The sequence below is a fragment of the Streptococcus sp. 11273D007BT genome (assembly GCF_053547195.1).
On sequence record NZ_JBPWPE010000001.1, the window covers coordinates 1,616,917 to 1,634,239 of the forward strand.

Sequence of the window (17,323 nt, forward strand, 5' to 3'; positions counted from 1 at the left end):
ATAGGTAAAATGCTAAACTAGGTTTGACATATCCTTAAGACTGCTGATTCTGATTTTTTAGATGTGTTTTTTCATACAGGGCAATATAATCTGATACTGTCAATCGGCTGGCTAACTCTCCCATTAGTGCAAAAGGGATATGCTTTGGATTTTTCAGTCTCACACAAGATTTTCCCATATCTAGTTTTGTCGGTACCTGGGACTGATAAGCTTCTTTGAACCAATTTTCCAAATCTTTGTCCATATAAAGCCCCATGTGATAGAGGGAAATACCATTTTTTTGAGAGGCTAAGGATAAAAAAGGAAGCGGAGTATCTTTTCCAACATGATAACCTTGTGGATAAAGATCAAGTGGAACTTGATAATGAATGAAACTCTTATCCACAGTCTCCACAAATCCTTTTGGTAAATGGGTGATGATTTCTTGACGTAACTTTAAAAAAGCTTCTCGTCGCTCGTCTGGAACTTGCCTTAAAAATTGATCTAGCATCATTAATCGACTAATTCTGTCCCCAAAGGATCTTGCTTAATTTTTTTAGCTTTCATCAACCCACCTAAAGCTTTCTTAAATTGACCTTTAGAAATACCAAAAGTAGCCTTAATGTCTTCTGGGCTAGACTTATCATTTAAAGTCATAAAACCACCATTACTCTCAAGGTAGGTTAAAATCATCTGTGCATCATTTTCTAACATCTCAAAGGAACGTGGTTTCAAAGAAAGATTTAAAGTACGATCAACTTCTCTAAATCCAATCACACGTGCCATCACTTCCTCTCCTAGTCTTGGCTCAGAAAAACGCTCACTAGGGTGAATAAAACCTAGCATATTATTATCTGGTAAATACACAAAAGTACCACTTAATTTCAATCGATAAACAATAGCACGAAGATTTTGATTTTGCATATTGTCATAGGCTTTTCCTACTAGCTTTTGAAACACTTCTGGTTCCGCTGGAATAGCCCAGATACGCTCTTTTTTATCCACTTCTAAGCGCACATAAAGTTGGTCGCCTTTTTTAGGCCACAACTCTTTCATCTCAGGCAAAAGGTCTAAAGACACGACAACCTGTTTATCTGGAAGACCTGTATCTACAAAAACTCCTAAATCTCGACGCACCTCTGTTACTTGTCCCCAACCATAGGTGGTTTGAGTGGCTGACACTTCTTTTGTTGTCAAACGTAACTTTTGTTTTATATCTGAGTAGGCAAACCCTTGAACCATATCTCCAAGTTGATGCTCCCCTTCTTCTTTAGAAAGCGCAAAGGTTAAGCCGTCTTTTTGAACAAAATAATAAGTTTTGTTTTCATCTGTAATCATCCCTGTTAGGACTGTTGCTAATAATGTTTTCATCTTTTTTCTTTCCTTGGTTTAAAACCCAAAAAAACGAGCAACTGGTTGACGCTAACTAGGACGATCCCGTTGTTCGTTTATTTTCTACTTTTAAGTGATTTTAGACTTCTAACAATTCTTTTTCTTTGTTAGCTGTCATGCCATCAATATGCTTCACAGCTTCATCTGTAGCTTTTTGAATCTCTTTTTCAAGAGCTTTCAACTCATCTTCTGTGATTTCTTTATTTTTTTCTTGCTTTTTAGCTTCATCCATAGCATCACGACGGATGTTGCGGATAGCAACTTTAGCATTTTCCCCAACTTTTTTCACATCTTTTGCCAAATCACGACGTGTTTCTTCTGTTAGAGCTGGAATAACCAAACGAACAACTGATCCGTCATTTGCTGGGTTAATCCCTAAATCTGACTCATTGATCGCACGTTCGATTTCTTTTAAGACAGACTTGTCAAACGGCGTAATCAAGAGAACACGTGCTTCTGGAATAGTGATAGAAGCCAACTGGTTCAGTGGTGTCATGGCACCATAATACTCAACTTGAATACGATCTAAAAGGCTTGCGTTAGCACGGCCAGCGCGGATGCTTCCAAATTCACGTGCAAGAGCATGATGTGATTGCTCAAATCTTTCCTTAGCTTTTTCAATAATAGCGTTTGCCATTTCCTACTCCTTATTCTGAAATATTATTTGTCACGGTAGTTCCAATATGCTCACCCAAAACAACACGTTTGATGTTGCCTGGCTCGTTTAAGTTAAAGACTACCAAATCGATATCATTATCCATAGACAAAGAACTTGCCGTAGAATCCATAATCTTAAGCCCACGTTTTAACACTTCCATATGCGTTAACTCATCAAATTTGTAAGCATCTGCATTTTTACGTGGGTCATCATTATAGACCCCATCAACACCATTTTTCCCCATCAAGATGGCATCTGCCTCAATTTCTGCCGCACGAAGAGCAGATGTCGTGTCTGTTGAAAAATAAGGTGAACCGACACCCGCAGCAAAGATGACAATACGATTTTTTTCCAAGTGACGAAGCGCACGTCCACGAACATAAGGCTCTGCTACTTGATTCATTGGAATAGCAGTTTGAACGCGTGTATCAACCCCCTCACGTTGAAGAGCATCAGCCATGACCAAAGCATTCATCACTGTTCCAAGCATTCCTGTATAGTCTGCTTGAACGCGATCCATACCAGCTGCTGCAGCTGGCTCACCACGCCAAAGGTTACCCCCTCCGATAACAAGAGCAATTTGGACGCCAGAATCTTTTACATCTTTAATCTCTGCAGCAATTTCTTGAACTGTAGGGATATCAATGCCAACTCCCTTAGAGCCTGCCAAAGCTTCACCCGATAGTTTAATTAAAACACGCTTATATTTTGGTTCTACCATTTTTTCACTCCTTATTTTATCTGTACTATTTTATCATAAAATTACCTTTTTAGGTAGGTGAAAACCCAAAATCTTTAGCTTTTGGAAAAAATAATTTTTCCCCAAATTTCAAGTTGAAGTTAGCCACCCAAAAGAAATTCACTTGGCGACTTGTAGTCCAAGCATTTTTTAGGGTAGTTATTAATCCAATTTTCGATAAAAGCGACTTCTTTCGGAGTCGTTTTCTTGGTTCCTTTAGGTAACCATCTCCGAATCAATCGATTATGGTTTTCATTTGAACCTCTTTCCCATGAAGAGTAGGGATGTGCATAGTAGATATGTTCCTCAGGAAACACTTCAACCAATCGACTAAATTCCGAACCATTATCTGCAGTTATTGATAAAATATGATACTCAGCTATTAGTAACCTAAGTGCCTGATTGACAGATTCAGCAGTTTTATTTGGAATTAATCTTATGATTTGGTGTCTACTTCGTCGGTCGGTTAAGACTAAAAGACACTGATTTTTCGCTCTGGTTAGTAGAACTGTATCAATTTCATAATGACCGTTTTCCAATCGAAGATTGATGACCTCCGGTCGCTCTTCAATTGATTTACCAGCTGGCTTAAAGTTCGGACTGGCTTGCTTCTTGACAGCTTTCCATTTTCTAGGATAAAGCATATCCGCTTTTGTCAAACCTAAATGACCATTATGAAACCAATAGTAGATAGTTGAAATACCAACTTTCACTTGCTTCTTCTTAACCATCATTTCAGGCGAAAATTTTTGCTTATGATAGTGTAAAATCTTCTCTTTCATTTCTTTCGTTAGGATTATCTTTTTAACCGACCGTTTTCGATTGGATTGGTAAACAGTTTGTGCATAATCAGCAGAATAAACTTTCTTGTAGACCCCTTTTCGCACTTGTTGTAAGGTTGTCCCACGCTTGATTTCATTATGAATTGTTTGAGGAGCCTTTCCAAGCAAGCCTGCAATTTCACGATTGGACTTATTTTCAAGTTTCCACCGCTCAATCAAGCGACGGTTATCTATTGTCAAATGTTTCCCTTTTGGTGTATAATACTTTTGCATCTCTGTGCCTTTCCTTGTGTTTGTGGTGAACAACAAGTATAGCACAGAGGTGTTTTCTTATACCTTACATCAGATTTCATTTGACAACAGGAACCCTTGAAGCTGTTTTTTCAGCTAAACCAAGGCTATGATTAGCCTTGGGCACCTAGCCTAACAGCTTCAAGCCTGTTATCAAATGAAATCATCAACTTACTCAAACATAGTGAAACATCTAATTCTTGACTAAGGTAAGGTGGCTAACTTCATTATAGAACTTTCGAAAATAATTTTTCTGATCAAACCATATAAAAAGAAGAGCCTCCTAGACTCTTCTTTCTTTTCATTAAAGTGAGTTAACGTCAACCTTAATCCCAACACCTTGAGTAGTTGTAATTGTAAGGTTTGTGACATAAGTTCCTTTAGCTGTAGCCGGCTTAGCTTTTTGGATTGTATCGTTAAAGGCTTTGAAGTTTTCAACCAATTTGTCTGCTTCAAATGATACTTTACCAATGATAGCTTGTACGTTACCTGCTTTATCAGCACGGTAAGTAATTTTACCACCTTTAGACTCTTCTACTGCTTTAGTAACATCCATTGTTACTGTACCAGTTTTAGGGTTTGGCATCAAGTTACGTGGTCCAAGGACACGTCCAAGACGTCCAACAACAGCCATCATATCTGGTGTTGCAATAACAACGTCAAAATCAAGCCATCCACCGTTGATTTTTTCAACAAGATCTTCTTCACCAACGAAGTCTGCACCTGCTGCTTTAGCTTCTTCAGCTTTAGCACCACGAGCAAAAACAAGAACGCGTGAAGTTTTACCAGTACCGTTTGGCAATACCATTGCACCACGGATTTGTTGGTCAGCTTTTTTAACGTCGATGTTAAGATTGTAGGCAACTTCTACTGTTGCATCAAATTTTGCAAAGTTTAATTCTTTTGAAAGTGCTACAGCTTCTTCTACGCTGTAAGCTTTTGTGCTGTCGATTTTTTCAAGAGCAGCACGCAATTGTTTGCTTTTTTTAGCCATTTTAAAATTCTCCTTGTAATGTGGTTATATCGATTTTCATCTCCCACGTCACCCATCAAATTACGATGAGGTCATGCGGGTCTTGGGTTGTTACGTTAAATTAGTCAGTAACAGTGAATCCCATAGAACGAGCAGTACCCTCGATCATACGCATTGCAGCTTCAACTGACGCAGCGTTCAAATCTGGCATTTTAGTTTCAGCAATTTCTTGTACTTGTGCACGAGTAACTGTTGCAACTTTAGTTTTGTTTGGCTCACCTGAACCTTTTTCAACACCTGCAGCTTTTTTCAAAAGAACAGCAGCTGGTGGTGTTTTTGTGATGAAGTCAAATGACTTATCTTCATAAACTGAGATAACAACTGGGATGATCATACCAGCTTGATCAGCTGTACGAGCGTTAAACTCTTTAGTGAATCCCATGATGTTGATTCCTGCTTGACCAAGTGCTGGTCCAACTGGTGGAGCTGGTGTTGCTTTACCAGCAGGAATTTGAAGTTTTACGATGTTTTCGACTTTTTTAGCCATGATATAAAATCCTCCTGTTGTGGTTCTTTCGGTAATTGAAATATTTTTACCTCCCACAGATATGCTCAAATAGCATACTGGAATAGTATAACGCAGTTCAATAAATAATGCAAGTTTTTTTAACAAATGATTTACATTCTTTTGTCTTTGCTATAAAATAAAAATCATGGATATGTATAAATTACTTGCGATTGTCTTTATTTTTTTGACATTAGCCTTCACTTATGTTCTTGTATCGATTTTTAAATTAAGGCGGTTTGATCTCAATGCGGCTGACCTAGCTCTTCCTTTATATGCTCTAGAGTTGGTCTTAGTATCTGGACATTTTTTTGTCCATCATTACTTACCTTTTTATGCCATTTTGATGTCTCTACTTGCTCTTATCTTAACCATCTATCAAGTACGCACAACACAACGCTTTCATTTCAGAGCCTTCTTTAAATTTTTTTGGAGATTTGGCTTTTTTGTCACATTAGCAGCTTACATTATGACAGTACTTGCTGTATTTTTAATGGGATGATTCGACGAAAGTTCTATAATGAAGTTAGCCACCTTACCTTAGTCAAGAATTAGATGTTTCACTATGTTTGAGTAAGTTGATGATTTCATTTGATAACAGGCTTGAAGCTGTTAGGCTAGGTGCCCAAGGCTAATCATAGCCTTGGTTTAGCTGAAAAAACAGCTTCAAGGGTTCCTGTTGTCAAATGAAATCTGATGTAAGGTATAAGAAAACACCTCTGTGCTATACTTGTTGTTCACCACAAACACAAGGAAAGGCACAGAGATGCAAAAGTATTATACACCAAAAGGGAAACATTTGACAATAGATAACCGTCGCTTGATTGAGCGGTGGAAACTTGAAAATAAGTCCAATCGTGAAATTGCAGGCTTGCTTGGAAAGGCTCCTCAAACAATTCATAATGAAATCAAGCGTGGGACAACCTTACAACAAGTGCGAAAAGGGGTCTACAAGAAAGTTTATTCTGCTGATTATGCACAAACTGTTTACCAATCCAATCGAAAACGGTCGGTTAAAAAGATAATCCTAACGAAAGAAATGAAAGAGAAGATTTTACACTATCATAAGCAAAAATTTTCGCCTGAAATGATGGTTAAGAAGAAGCAAGTGAAAGTTGGTATTTCAACTATCTACTATTGGTTTCATAATGGTCATTTAGGTTTGACAAAAGCGGATATGCTTTATCCTAGAAAATGGAAAGCTGTCAAGAAGCAAGCCAGTCCGAACTTTAAGCCAGCTGGTAAATCAATTGAAGAGCGACCGGAGGTCATCAATCTTCGATTGGAAAACGGTCATTATGAAATTGATACAGTTCTACTAACCAGAGCGAAAAATCAGTGTCTTTTAGTCTTAACCGACCGACGAAGTAGACACCAAATCATAAGATTAATTCCAAATAAAACTGCTGAATCTGTCAATCAGGCACTTAGGTTACTAATAGCTGAGTATCATATTTTATCAATAACTGCAGATAATGGTTCGGAATTTAGTCGATTGGTTGAAGTGTTTCCTGAGGAACATATCTACTATGCACATCCCTACTCTTCATGGGAAAGAGGTTCAAATGAAAACCATAATCGATTGATTCGGAGATGGTTACCTAAAGGAACCAAGAAAACGACTCCGAAAGAAGTCGCTTTTATCGAAAATTGGATTAATAACTACCCTAAAAAATGCTTGGACTACAAGTCGCCAAGTGAATTTCTTTTGGGTGGCTAACTTCAACTTGAAATTTGGGATGGGATGATTCGATCATAAAAAAGCTAAAATAGGCAAGCTCCTATTTTAGCTTTTTTTATTTTGTCATTAAGACTTTGCGTGGTTTAGTTCCCTCAGCAGGACCGATAACTCCAGCCTCTTCAAGTTCTTCCATTAATCTAGTAGCACGATTAAAGCCAACAGATAGGCGACGCTGTAACATGGAGGCACTCGCTTTTTGTGTCTCAAGTACCAAATTCTTAGCTTCTTCAAATAAGGGGTCTCCCTCACTTGAACTACCGCCACCAGTGTCAGTATCTGGGACATCCCCAGGATCAAAACTGTCATCATAGTCAGCTTCAGCTTGATTTTTAATAAAACCAACAATGCGTTCCACGTCATCATCTGAGATAAAAGAACCTTGTAATCGAACAGGGTGATTCTCATCAATCGGTTTAAAAAGCATGTCGCCTCGACCTAAAAGTTTTTCAGCTCCATTTTCATCTAAAATAGTACGACTGTCTGTCCCACTGGAGACGGCAAAAGCAATTCGTGAAGGAACATTGGCTTTGATCAGACCTGAAATAACATCCACTGACGGGCGCTGAGTTGCTAAAATCATGTGAATCCCCGCTGCACGTGCCTTTTGTCCCAAACGGATAATGGCATCTTCAACTTCTTTACTGGCTACCATCATCAAGTCTGCCAACTCATCCACAATAACCACCAATAGGGGCAAGGGAATATGTTTCGTCTCAGATTGCGCATTAAAGTCCTCAACCTTAGCATTGTAACCTGCAATATTTCTAACACCAAAATGGCTAAACAATTCGTAGCGATTTTCCATCTCATCAACAACTTTTTGAAGTGCCTTACTAGCTTTTCTAGGATTGGTGACAACTGGAATTAAGAGATGGGGGATATCGTTATAAACTGATAACTCAACCATTTTAGGATCAATCATCATAAATTTAACTTGATCAGGTCTAGCCTTCATCAAGATACTAGAAATAATGCCATTTACTGCTACAGATTTCCCAGATCCTGTTGATCCCGCTACCAATAAGTGTGGCATACGTGCAAGATCAAAGGAACGACTAGTTCCGTTAACAGCCTTACCAAGCGGAACCTCAAGTAGCTTATTAGGATCAGTCTTAGATTGCTCCCAAAGTTCTCTGAAACTAACGGTGGCAATTTCCGAGTTAGGCACTTCAATTCCTACTAGAGACTTCCCTGGAATTGGTGCTTCTATACGAACATCTTTGGCTGCTAAAGCCAAGGCCAAATCATCTGCTAAATTGGAAATCCGATTGACACGAACACCGACAGCCGGCTTCACTTCATACTTGGTGACAGAAGGGCCAATCTCAGCCCTCTCCACTGTCGCTTTAATCCCAAAGCTATTAAAAGTTTCCTCCAAAACCCTGATATTTTCACGTACCAGCTTCTTCTCTTTACTTTGATTTTTAGGTTTATCTGGCGCAAATAGATCAATACTAGGTAAATGATAAAGAAGATGCTGCTTAGGAGTGAAGTCAACCTCCACATCATGACCATCTCTCTCGTCAACTGGCTCTAATTGAGGAACTTGGGAAAAGTCCTCTGGTGGCATGGTATCTTCCAAACCTTCTAAATCATAGCTGACAATTTCTGGCTCAACTCTAACCGGCTCCTCTTTAACAGGTTCATCAAGGATCTCCCCTGTTTCCATATCAACCCTGGCCAAGCGTTGTTCTTGTTCTAACTCTTTTTTTTCTTGTAAAAGTTGAGCTGCTTTTTCTGCTCTTTCTGCTTCCTTTTCTTCTCTTTTAACAAAGCGTTCTTGCTTTCTCAGCTCACGCCGTGCTAAATAGCTCTGCCATTTTTCCACAAGCCACAAATTAGCATCATAAATATCCACAGGAAAAAGGGCAAAGACACCTAAAAGTAAGAGTAAACCTCCAATAATAAAGCTTCCGACATTAGAAAAAAGAAAGGAGACAGGTTTATACAATAAGGCTCCTAACATTCCACCTCCTGCAAAACTTTTGACAGTGAAGTGAGCCAAATCATCCATGATGACATAGGCTGTTGTTGTAAAAATGTCTTGATCTCTATTTTGTTCTAAGGCAAAAAAATAAGCATGGTAAATCAGTAACAACCCTAAAAATGTTAGTAAACTCGCCAATAATAAAGACTCATGCTTTCTAAATAATTTAAAACCATAAAGATACACCCCTAGCCACAACATCAACGGGTAAGCCAAACTACCAACCAAAAATCGGATAATATTATAAACTGTAACACCAAAAACACCTAATTGAAAAAGAGCAAAAAAAAGGATTAATGATAATCCCAAAGTTAACAAAAAACGTTGCAGTGCTTTTTGCCGTATTTTCTCTTCCTTGGTCATCTTTTTTTTAGTCGTTTTACGGGAACTTTTCTTCTTAGTACTCATAGTATCATTATACCATGTTTTAATTTTTTTGGAGAAGTCCTCTTGGTATGATAAAATAGAAAGAACCAATGGATAAGGAGCTACTATGAAAAAAATCATGTATTTATCTGCCTTGTCGCTACTTTTTTTAAGTGGTTGCAAGCAATTAGATCAAGCTATCAAAGGAGACAGCTATGTGGCATCTAGCCAAGCTAAAGAAGAAGCAAAAAAAGAGCTAGAAAAACTCAATCAAGCTGATATGCCACAATTGCAATCAAAAGTGGCTGAAGATGAAGCTGAGGTCAAACTCAAAACAAGCCAAGGAGATATCACAATAAAACTGTTTCCAAAGTATGCCCCACTTGCTGTGGAAAACTTTTTAACACATGCCAAGGAAGGTTATTATAACGGCCTTACTTTCCACAGGGTCATTAAAGACTTTATGATCCAATCAGGAGATCCTAATGGAGACGGCACTGGGGGAGAATCCATTTGGAATGGTAAAGATAGTGCTATTGATGCTGGATATGGGTTTAAAAATGAAATCTCACCTTATCTTTACCACATTAGAGGAGCGCTTGCTATGGCAAACACAGGTGATAGCCAAAGTAACGGCAGTCAATTTTTCATCGTTCAAAACTCTGACAACCAATCCAGTCAAACTTCCTCTGATTCGTATCCCCAAAAAATTATTGAAGCTTATAAAAATGGAGGCTATCCTTCTTTAGATGGTAACTATACGGTTTTTGGGCAAATTATTGACGGAATGGATATTGTGGATAAGATTGCTCAGGTTGAAACAGACAGCAACGACAAACCCAAAAAAGATATCACCATCGACTCTATTCAAATACTTAAAGACTATAGCTTTAAATAAATTTGTGGATAAGTCTCTTAAATAAAATAAATATACTATAAAAATAATCCCCAGTTTGTGACAGTTTTCAACACAAGCTGGGGATTATTTTATAAGATGTCTAAAAAGTTAAGCAGGATTTGAGCTGAGCGTTTTCCAGCTTCAATAATAAACTCATCGAAAGTCATATTAGCATCATGCGCAGCAGTATCACTCATGGCACGGACAACAATAAACGGACGTCCTGTTGCATGGGCGGCTTGTGCAATAGCGGCTCCTTCCATTTCAACAGCTAGAACCTCTGGAAATGCTGCTTTAATCCTATCAATCTTGTCTTGCCCAGCAATAAAGCTGTCTCCTGTTGCAATTAATCCTAAATGGGCAACTTGATCATGCTGTTTTAGAATTTTTTTAAACACATCGACAAAGACTTTATCTGATTCAAAATAAAGGGGTTGAGCTGACATTTGGCCATAAGCATACCCAAAAGCAGTTAAATCCACATCATGATAAGCTAGCTTCTCTGCAATAACCACATCACCAATGGCAATTCCCGCTGCAACAGCACCTGCTGAGCCAGTATTGATAATCCCCTCGACAGCAAACTTATCCACAAGAATTGCCACACTCATGGCACTCATGACTTTGCCAACGCCACTTTGAACTAGAACGACCTCATGACGTCCTAATCTACCTGTGTAGTAGCTATTTCCAATGACCGTCACTTCTTTTTTATCTTCTAGTTTATCCACAAGTAAACGCAATTCCTGCTCCATAGCAGCAATGATTCCAATTTTCATGTATTATCCTTTCAAAAAAGAGAGCTGAAAGAAGTATCAACTCCCTATTTATAGTTTAAAAATTGCCCAAACCAAAAGTATAATCAGAAAAACTAAAATCACGAGGATTTTATTGAGTTTACTCTGGAAGGTGCTTCTTTTTTTGTTTTCAATCCGACGACTTTTATAAATCGGCTCTTGATGGGAATAGCTTTTATCCTCAATCCCTTCTTCTTGTTCTAGCCACTTTTCTCTCTTGGCTTGTTCAATGATATCATCTGTTAATAAAGGCTTTCCCATTATTTTTCACCTCCAAAATGCAAAGCGTAGTATTGAAGGGCAATAATGGTTTTAGCATCTTCTATCTGACCTGAAGCAACCAATTCTTGACATTCTTCATAAGAAAGTTCATAAACTGCTAACGTTTCATCATCATCTTGTGGACGAGGATTTTCTACTCTCTGCAAGCCTTTTGCAAGATAGAGTTGGATCTTTTCATTACAAAATCCGATTGCTGTATAAAAGCTGTGGATTAACTCTAAATCGCCTGTATAGCCGGTTTCTTCCTCTAACTCTCGAAGAGCTGCTTCTTTTTCAGAGCCATTTTCTCCAACTTCTAGTTTGCCTGCAGGAATTTCATAGCTCACTTTTTCAATAGCTTTACGATACTGCTTGACAATGATAATTTTATTTTCAGGTGTCACAGCCAAAATAGATACCGCTCCTCTATGGAAAATCAATTCACGGGTTGCAGTTCCTTTGTCATTAGGTAAGGCCACTTGATCCACTGCAACCTTGAAAATTTTCCCTTCAAAAATATCTTGACGTTTAAGGGTCTTTTCCTCAAATTGCATGCCTACCTCCTATTTTTGACTGGGATGATGAGGTTGTTTTAAGGCATAGCCTAATTTATTAATTTGACGGCTACGTCCAATCGCAATACTATCTTTGGGAACATCTTCAATAATCGTTGACCCTGCAGCTGTTAAAGCATTCTCACCAATAGAAAGTGGTGCAATTAAAGTTGAATGGCTACCGACAAAGGCATTATTCCCAATTTTAGTTTTAAATTTATTTTGTCCGTTGTAGTTGACTGTAATAGTCCCTGCACCAAAGTTAACATCACGACCAACCTCTGCATTGCCAATATAAGTCAGATGTCCAGCCTTGGTATTCTCACCGATGGTAGATGCCTTAACCTCAACAAAGTTCCCAATATGAACACCACGCTCCAAGGTCGAATCAGGGCGGATATGGGCGTAAGGTCCGACAGTGACATCATCTGAAAGTGTTGAATTTTCAATCATCGAATGAGTAATCACTGTATTTTTTCCAATAAGAGAATCAACAATGTAAGTCCCACTCGTTAACCGTGTTGCCTGCCCCACTTTAGTCCTACCTTTTAGGGTAACATTAGCTTCTAAAATGACTTCTGGTGCAATCTCCACATCAATATCAATGTAAGTTGTTGCGGGATCGACAAATGAGACACCGTTTATCATATGAGCTTTATTAATTCGCTGGCGCATCACGTTTTCTGCAGTTGCTAAAGCCACACGGTCATTAACACCTAAACTCTCGTTGAAATCATGAAGTTTATAGGCGCCAACTTTTTCACCTGCTTCTTTAAAAATGCTGATAACATCTGTCAAGTAATACTCTCCTTGAGCATTATCTGTCGTAATATTTTTTAAAGCTTCAAACAAACGCTTATTGTCAAAGACATAGGTACCTGTATTAATTTCTTTAATCTGTTGTTCAAAATCGGAAGCATCTTTTTGCTCGACAATTTTGGTCACTTCATCATGTTGATTACGGACAATACGACCATAACCAAAAGGATTCTCAGCTTCTGCTGTCAGAATCGTTGCCACATTTTTATGATTAACATGAAATTCTATTAGATTTTTTAAACTTTCACCTGTAATTAAAGGGGTATCTCCCGCAATGACCAAGGTCTGACCTTCTAGATTGGCTAACTCAGATTCTGCCATCATAACAGCATGACCTGTTCCTAACTGCTCTGTTTGAAGAGCAAACTGTGATTGGTCAGCTAAAACTTCCTTAACCAACTCAGCCTTATGTCCAATCACCGTTACATTTTTTTCGGGATTAATGGCAGAAACACTACGAAAGACATGTTCCAACATTGTAATGCCTGCTACTTCATGAAGTACCTTTGGTAAATCTGATTTCATGCGAGTTCCCTTACCCGCAGCTAGAATAATAGCATAATTGCTCATAATTTTTCCTCGTACAATTGTTAATATCACTTCATTATATCATTTTAGCTAGACCTTGTTAAGTTTTTTCCTCAAGTGGATACGCCGTAGGCTGTAGCGTTACAATAGATGTGAGACTTCTAGAAGTTAAAAAGAAGATTCCCTGATATGATAAGAGTACCACCACTCACCAAAAAGGAATCTTCTCATGACTAGTATATCACAAAATCTTCGCTATTTACCACACACTCTAGAAACACGCTACCACGCTGTTAAAACCTACCAAAATGGTGCCTCTGTCGCCTTCATCTGTCGACGTTACAAAGTTTCAAAAGCCTCTCTCATGCGCTGGAATAAGCGATTTGATGGAACTAAAGAATCGTTGAAAAATCGATCCCATCGACCTCTAACACCTCATCCAAAGGCTCACACCGAGCAAGAGCTAACATGGATTAAAAACTGCATCAAAAGAAATCCAAACGCAACCCTCATCGAAATTTTTTACAAACTCAAAACAAATAAGGGATATGATAGACACCCTTGCTCACTATTTCGAATCTTGAGAAAACTGGACTTCTTCAAATCCCCTAAAACAAAGAAAAAACCTTATGTCCCAAAACCATATGACACGCCGACTAAACTCGGTATCAAGTGGCAGATGGATGTCAAATACGTCCCGACTCACTGCTACACAGGAAAACTACCTGACAAATTCTACCAGTATACCGTCATTGATGAGGCCAGTCGAGAACGCTTTATATTCCCTTTCAAAGAGCAGTCGTCCTACTCAACGGTTCAATTTCTCAAAATGGCTATTAAACACTTTGGATACAAACCAAAAATCCTCCAAACAGATAATGGCTTTGAGTTCACTCATTTCAAAGAGACCAAACAAGTTCACCCACTAGACTTGCTGTGTCAGGAACTTGGCATTGAGCATAAGCTGATTCGTCCTCGAACACCCAGACATAATGGTAAGGTTGAACGCAGTCATCGAAATGACAATCGGCGTTTCTATCAGCACTTGACCTTCTATTCCTATGACGATCTGATCAAGCAGATGAAAACCTATCTTTATCGTTCTAATCGGCTCCCTATGCAAACTTTAGGATGGAAATCTCCTATCGATATCAGAAAAGCTTTACTAGGAGCTAGCTCCTAGTAAAGCTTAACAAATGGATAGCTTCAAAATAACATTTTAGGTCTCACATCATTGACAAAGGTACATTTCCTCAAGTGGATACGCCGTAGGCATAAAGAAAATGCATGTAACTATTTTCTAGCTACACGCATTTTTTCGAAATATTTTCATCATTTTGACACTTTAAGAAGGACAAGTCCCTGTTCCAAAGTTATTCTATCACATTTTTCTGCCAAAAACGGATACCAATATTGAACAGTACGATTTCTGAACACTAAATTTTCTTCATGCGTTTGTCGTGTCAAATGGATAAACCTTACGAAATTCTTCGCAAACGATTAAGCTGGTTTCTGAGAACTCCAATCCCTTTTCTTTAAAATAAGGCGAGAAGAACTGACGATGGCTTTTTCGCCAACTGCTCAAACTCAAGTCTCCCTCACCCTCTTTTCGAGCATGCTCTGGTGAAACGTCACCAAAAGGTACTAGATAAACCGACGTAATCTCAATAATACAGACAGCCTGATCCTTACTATCTAAAATAACATCATAGCTCCCGACTTGAGGCAGTGGCTCTCCTTCAAGGAGGTACAAGTCATAGGCTGAGGCAGTCGCCGTCTTTTTTCCTTGATTAACTAAGCAGGCTAACTCATCAGCTTGTGCTCCAAATTGCCAAGCGTCAATGTCATCTCCGATTGAAGGATTGATTTTCTTATACTTGTTCCAAAGTTCTTGTGCGTTCATGGTTATCTCCTACTCTTTTTCTGTCTTACTTCTTCTTACAATCCGTTTGACAGAATTTCCCACTATGGTTTTCTCCTCTTCATTTTTAGGACACTCTTTCACTATTCTACCTTCGAAGCAATGCCAAAAATAAATTTGGTAGCTTTGCGACTTTTCTTTGTCCTTTTAAACCCTTCCCTGCTGTCACATATCCAGACGGACTTTCCTAGCCAAACTCTCACATATAGTGACATCGGTTTGATTTTGCCAACAATCCCTCTCATTTCAAATTCACTGCCATCCGCATGTTCAAATTCTGTGCGTAACCACCATGTATTACCATACCCAAATTCGATAAATTTTTTCATTATAGACTCCGCTTCTTGACATCATAATCTAAGAACTCACCCTTTCAAAAAGGGTGCGATTTCTTCGGCATATTCTTCTAAAAGACTTGATTGATAGACTTTTTCACGTCTTGAATCCCTAACCTGCCGCCATAAAATAGAGGCAACCTTCATTGGTGGATAGAACTGTTTACTCAAAGGGTCTTGGTTAAAATTTTTCACAAATCGGTTCCACTGATAGGTCTTTTCTTCGGCATTATCAGGCGAGGGCACTTGCGGTACTTCTAAGACTGCTATCAAATCAGCGATAGTTGCCGAATAATCCTGACTCGCCTCAACCTCTCTCATTTTAATCGCCATTGCTTTTTTGAATGAAAATTTATCAAGGCCAAAGTAGTTTTGGAAAAATTGTCTAGCCTCATCATTGAATGAAAATCCTGAATCCAATAGCTTAGTATTCAAAGTCATTTCAGATGCACTCAAAGTTTTTTTCAAACGTTTGTTTCGTCTAACAGGACGAATTTCCTCTGGTGCTTTCCCTGACAAATACTCTAGGATATAAGCTGTCAGCTCTGCCTTGGTGCCATAGGCTGGCAAGTGGTGTTGACGACAAATGTCTTCTAACTCAGTTTTGTACCAGTACTGTTCTCTAAATTCGGCAATGGTCATCTTTTCGGTAAATTCTGCCATATCATACTCCTATTTCAAACTCCATCCGCCATCCATTTTAACAATTTCTCCTTGCATAGATGCCGCCTTTCCAGATGCCAAAAACAAAGTTAACTCTGCAACTTCCTCAGGTAAGCTCCAACGTCCGATAGGCGTTTCACTAGCAACCCAATCTGCCAAACCGCCAGGCTCAAAATCTGCTTGTGTCATAGCAGTTTTGACAGCACCTGGAGCAATTCCAAAAACTTGAATGTGATCTTTAGCATAATCTAGTGCCAATTGACGCGTGAAACCTGCTAAAGCATGCTTTGATGCTGTATAAGCAGAGCCTCCACCACCTGCTAAAAAAGAAGCGATAGAACACATCGTAATGATAATGCCATCTTTTTTCTCTACCATTTTTTCCAAATAATAACGACAAATCTTGGTTGTCGCAAAAAAATTCGTGAAAAAAACGGCTTCAAACTCTTCTTCACTAACCTCTAAATGCGGTTTAAAATCATCAAGCACACCAGCTGTTAAACAAAGAATATCAACCTCTGCAATAAAGTTAAAAAGCGGCTCTAGATCTTCTAGTAAATCAAGCTTCAAAAAATGAAACTTTCCCTTTAACACTGGACAATCTGAGCGATCTACACCATACACCGTATAGCCCTCTTGTAGAAAAAGCCTAGCTTGCGCTAGACCTATCCCCGATGACACACCTGTAACCAATACCTTTTTAGTCATGAACTTCAACCCAGTCTGTCGCCAAAACATCACACGGAGTGGGACTCCACATCGAAAAACCTTCCCCCTCACCTGAAACATTAATCAAAAAATAAGGCGTGACTTCCAACTTCTGACCATTTACTTCAATTGTATCAAAGAGTTGAACATAGTTTTCAGCACCACCCCAACCTGTACGCACATACTTTTTCTTAACTTTTAAGCCTGGCAATATCTCTTCAAATGTCATGATTTTCTCCTTATCTTTTCGGCTAGATTGTCTTTCTCCTATCACATCGATTCCATCTAGCTCAACACCTATGCATTCTACCATATCCCCTTTTAATAAGCAAGAAGACCAAAGTCAGCCTTGAGCAAGAAAAAAAG

Annotated in this window: 21 protein-coding genes; 4 read left to right on the forward strand and 17 right to left on the reverse strand. The window is 38.7% G+C overall.

The window, feature by feature from the left end:
* Positions 1-34: 34 nt before the first annotated feature.
* The 7 genes from ACEE75_RS08210 to rplK all read right to left on the reverse strand — a co-directional run bounded on the left by ACEE75_RS08210 (position 35) and on the right by rplK (position 5,361).
* Positions 35-490 (reverse strand): DUF1801 domain-containing protein, encoded by a 456-nt coding sequence (locus tag ACEE75_RS08210; RefSeq protein WP_447575284.1) that lies wholly within the window; start codon positions 488-490, stop codon positions 35-37.
* A 2-nt stretch (positions 491-492) separates the two neighbouring features.
* On the reverse strand, positions 493-1,350 hold the full coding sequence (locus ACEE75_RS08215; RefSeq protein ID WP_447575283.1) for a CvfB family protein: 858 nt from the start codon (positions 1,348-1,350) through the stop codon (positions 493-495).
* Positions 1,351-1,450: 100 nt separating this feature from the next.
* Positions 1,451-2,008: a ribosome recycling factor gene (frr, locus tag ACEE75_RS08220; protein ID WP_427894465.1), complete on the reverse strand. Its 558-nt coding sequence runs from the start codon at positions 2,006-2,008 to the stop codon at positions 1,451-1,453.
* A 10-nt stretch (positions 2,009-2,018) separates the two neighbouring features.
* Positions 2,019-2,750, reverse strand: a complete 732-nt coding sequence (gene pyrH / locus ACEE75_RS08225) for a UMP kinase (RefSeq protein ID WP_447575282.1) — start codon at positions 2,748-2,750, stop codon at positions 2,019-2,021.
* Between the two features lie 119 nt (positions 2,751-2,869).
* Positions 2,870-3,823: an IS30 family transposase gene (locus ACEE75_RS08230; RefSeq protein ID WP_172054378.1), complete on the reverse strand. Its 954-nt coding sequence runs from the start codon at positions 3,821-3,823 to the stop codon at positions 2,870-2,872.
* Positions 3,824-4,145: 322 nt separating this feature from the next.
* The gene (rplA, locus tag ACEE75_RS08235; protein ID WP_354368928.1) at positions 4,146-4,835 is read right to left on the reverse strand and encodes a 50S ribosomal protein L1; all 690 of its coding nucleotides are present in this window, start codon (positions 4,833-4,835) and stop codon (positions 4,146-4,148) included.
* 100 nt (positions 4,836-4,935) lie between these two features.
* Positions 4,936-5,361, reverse strand: a complete 426-nt coding sequence (rplK, locus tag ACEE75_RS08240) for a 50S ribosomal protein L11 (protein WP_354368929.1) — start codon at positions 5,359-5,361, stop codon at positions 4,936-4,938.
* Positions 5,362-5,527: 166 nt separating this feature from the next.
* On the opposite strand from rplK, the gene ACEE75_RS08245 reads away from it, so the two are divergent.
* Positions 5,528-5,881, forward strand: a complete 354-nt coding sequence (locus ACEE75_RS08245; RefSeq protein WP_354368930.1) for a DUF3397 family protein — start codon at positions 5,528-5,530, stop codon at positions 5,879-5,881.
* Positions 5,882-6,145: 264 nt separating this feature from the next.
* Positions 6,146-7,099: an IS30 family transposase gene (locus ACEE75_RS08250; protein ID WP_172054378.1), complete on the forward strand. Its 954-nt coding sequence runs from the start codon at positions 6,146-6,148 to the stop codon at positions 7,097-7,099.
* A gap of 76 nt (positions 7,100-7,175) precedes the next feature.
* Here the strand turns inward: ACEE75_RS08250 and ACEE75_RS08255 are convergent, their stop codons facing one another.
* A complete protein-coding gene (locus ACEE75_RS08255; protein ID WP_447574796.1) occupies positions 7,176-9,515 on the reverse strand; it encodes a DNA translocase FtsK in 2,340 nt (779 codons plus the stop codon).
* Positions 9,516-9,600: 85 nt separating this feature from the next.
* Here ACEE75_RS08255 and ACEE75_RS08260 point away from each other — a divergent pair, with 85 nt between their 5' ends.
* A complete protein-coding gene (locus tag ACEE75_RS08260; protein ID WP_447574794.1) occupies positions 9,601-10,371 on the forward strand; it encodes a peptidylprolyl isomerase in 771 nt (256 codons plus the stop codon).
* Positions 10,372-10,460: 89 nt separating this feature from the next.
* Here the strand turns inward: ACEE75_RS08260 and ACEE75_RS08265 are convergent, their stop codons facing one another.
* The 4 genes from ACEE75_RS08265 to glmU are packed head-to-tail and all read right to left on the reverse strand — an operon-like array spanning position 10,461 to position 13,372.
* Complete coding sequence (locus tag ACEE75_RS08265; RefSeq protein ID WP_447574792.1) at positions 10,461-11,150, reverse strand: 5'-methylthioadenosine/adenosylhomocysteine nucleosidase; 690 nt, start codon at positions 11,148-11,150, stop codon at positions 10,461-10,463.
* Positions 11,151-11,198: 48 nt separating this feature from the next.
* Complete coding sequence (macP, locus tag ACEE75_RS08270) at positions 11,199-11,429, reverse strand: cell wall synthase accessory phosphoprotein MacP (RefSeq protein WP_447574791.1); 231 nt, start codon at positions 11,427-11,429, stop codon at positions 11,199-11,201.
* Positions 11,429-11,983 carry an NUDIX hydrolase gene (locus ACEE75_RS08275; RefSeq protein ID WP_447574789.1) on the reverse strand — a complete coding sequence of 185 codons (555 nt, stop codon included), beginning with the start codon at positions 11,981-11,983 and terminating at the stop codon, positions 11,429-11,431. The genes macP and ACEE75_RS08275 overlap by 1 nt, the downstream gene beginning before the upstream one ends.
* A gap of 9 nt (positions 11,984-11,992) precedes the next feature.
* Entirely contained in the window at positions 11,993-13,372 is a 1,380-nt protein-coding gene (gene glmU / locus ACEE75_RS08280) for a bifunctional UDP-N-acetylglucosamine diphosphorylase/glucosamine-1-phosphate N-acetyltransferase GlmU (RefSeq protein WP_447574787.1), read from the reverse strand.
* Positions 13,373-13,559: 187 nt separating this feature from the next.
* On the opposite strand from glmU, the gene ACEE75_RS08285 reads away from it, so the two are divergent.
* The gene (locus ACEE75_RS08285; protein ID WP_174853073.1) at positions 13,560-14,513 is read left to right on the forward strand and encodes a DDE-type integrase/transposase/recombinase; all 954 of its coding nucleotides are present in this window, start codon (positions 13,560-13,562) and stop codon (positions 14,511-14,513) included.
* 264 nt (positions 14,514-14,777) lie between these two features.
* Here ACEE75_RS08285 and ACEE75_RS08290 read toward each other — a convergent pair whose 3' ends face one another.
* The 5 genes from ACEE75_RS08290 to ACEE75_RS08310 all read right to left on the reverse strand — a co-directional run bounded on the left by ACEE75_RS08290 (position 14,778) and on the right by ACEE75_RS08310 (position 17,186).
* Entirely contained in the window at positions 14,778-15,233 is a 456-nt protein-coding gene (locus ACEE75_RS08290) for an ASCH domain-containing protein (RefSeq protein ID WP_449173625.1), read from the reverse strand.
* A gap of 101 nt (positions 15,234-15,334) precedes the next feature.
* Positions 15,335-15,580: a DUF3977 family protein gene (locus tag ACEE75_RS08295; protein WP_273414464.1), complete on the reverse strand. Its 246-nt coding sequence runs from the start codon at positions 15,578-15,580 to the stop codon at positions 15,335-15,337.
* Between the two features lie 36 nt (positions 15,581-15,616).
* The gene (locus ACEE75_RS08300) at positions 15,617-16,249 is read right to left on the reverse strand and encodes an SAP domain-containing protein (RefSeq protein ID WP_354368944.1); all 633 of its coding nucleotides are present in this window, start codon (positions 16,247-16,249) and stop codon (positions 15,617-15,619) included.
* Positions 16,250-16,258: 9 nt separating this feature from the next.
* Positions 16,259-16,957, reverse strand: coding sequence for a 3-oxoacyl-ACP reductase (locus ACEE75_RS08305; protein WP_354368945.1), 699 nt, complete (start codon positions 16,955-16,957; stop codon positions 16,259-16,261).
* A complete protein-coding gene (locus ACEE75_RS08310; protein ID WP_354368947.1) occupies positions 16,950-17,186 on the reverse strand; it encodes a DUF2829 domain-containing protein in 237 nt (78 codons plus the stop codon). The genes ACEE75_RS08305 and ACEE75_RS08310 overlap by 8 nt, the downstream gene beginning before the upstream one ends.
* Positions 17,187-17,323 lie beyond the last annotated feature (137 nt).

What these genes read in the sequence shown, in the direction of transcription:
- ACEE75_RS08265 (WP_447574792.1), bottom strand. Translation starts at nt 11,150, where the DNA reads ATGAAAATTGGAATCATTGCTGCTATGGAGCAGGAATTGCGTTTACTT.
- ACEE75_RS08275 (WP_447574789.1), bottom strand. Translation starts at nt 11,983, where the DNA reads ATGCAATTTGAGGAAAAGACCCTTAAACGTCAAGATATTTTTGAAGGG.
- ACEE75_RS08285 (WP_174853073.1), top strand. Translation starts at nt 13,560, where the DNA reads ATGACTAGTATATCACAAAATCTTCGCTATTTACCACACACTCTAGAA.
- ACEE75_RS08250 (WP_172054378.1), top strand. Translation starts at nt 6,146, where the DNA reads ATGCAAAAGTATTATACACCAAAAGGGAAACATTTGACAATAGATAAC.
- frr (WP_427894465.1), bottom strand. Translation starts at nt 2,008, where the DNA reads ATGGCAAACGCTATTATTGAAAAAGCTAAGGAAAGATTTGAGCAATCA.
- ACEE75_RS08210 (WP_447575284.1), bottom strand. Translation starts at nt 490, where the DNA reads ATGCTAGATCAATTTTTAAGGCAAGTTCCAGACGAGCGACGAGAAGCT.
- ACEE75_RS08230 (WP_172054378.1), bottom strand. Translation starts at nt 3,823, where the DNA reads ATGCAAAAGTATTATACACCAAAAGGGAAACATTTGACAATAGATAAC.
- rplA (WP_354368928.1), bottom strand. Translation starts at nt 4,835, where the DNA reads ATGGCTAAAAAAAGCAAACAATTGCGTGCTGCTCTTGAAAAAATCGAC.
- macP (WP_447574791.1), bottom strand. Translation starts at nt 11,429, where the DNA reads ATGGGAAAGCCTTTATTAACAGATGATATCATTGAACAAGCCAAGAGA.
- rplK (WP_354368929.1), bottom strand. Translation starts at nt 5,361, where the DNA reads ATGGCTAAAAAAGTCGAAAACATCGTAAAACTTCAAATTCCTGCTGGT.
- ACEE75_RS08215 (WP_447575283.1), bottom strand. Translation starts at nt 1,350, where the DNA reads ATGAAAACATTATTAGCAACAGTCCTAACAGGGATGATTACAGATGAA.
- ACEE75_RS08255 (WP_447574796.1), bottom strand. Translation starts at nt 9,515, where the DNA reads ATGAGTACTAAGAAGAAAAGTTCCCGTAAAACGACTAAAAAAAAGATG.
- pyrH (WP_447575282.1), bottom strand. Translation starts at nt 2,750, where the DNA reads ATGGTAGAACCAAAATATAAGCGTGTTTTAATTAAACTATCGGGTGAA.
- ACEE75_RS08295 (WP_273414464.1), bottom strand. Translation starts at nt 15,580, where the DNA reads ATGAAAAAATTTATCGAATTTGGGTATGGTAATACATGGTGGTTACGC.
- glmU (WP_447574787.1), bottom strand. Translation starts at nt 13,372, where the DNA reads ATGAGCAATTATGCTATTATTCTAGCTGCGGGTAAGGGAACTCGCATG.
- ACEE75_RS08310 (WP_354368947.1), bottom strand. Translation starts at nt 17,186, where the DNA reads ATGACATTTGAAGAGATATTGCCAGGCTTAAAAGTTAAGAAAAAGTAT.
- ACEE75_RS08290 (WP_449173625.1), bottom strand. Translation starts at nt 15,233, where the DNA reads ATGAACGCACAAGAACTTTGGAACAAGTATAAGAAAATCAATCCTTCA.
- ACEE75_RS08300 (WP_354368944.1), bottom strand. Translation starts at nt 16,249, where the DNA reads ATGGCAGAATTTACCGAAAAGATGACCATTGCCGAATTTAGAGAACAG.
- ACEE75_RS08260 (WP_447574794.1), top strand. Translation starts at nt 9,601, where the DNA reads ATGAAAAAAATCATGTATTTATCTGCCTTGTCGCTACTTTTTTTAAGT.
- ACEE75_RS08305 (WP_354368945.1), bottom strand. Translation starts at nt 16,957, where the DNA reads ATGACTAAAAAGGTATTGGTTACAGGTGTGTCATCGGGGATAGGTCTA.
- ACEE75_RS08245 (WP_354368930.1), top strand. Translation starts at nt 5,528, where the DNA reads ATGGATATGTATAAATTACTTGCGATTGTCTTTATTTTTTTGACATTA.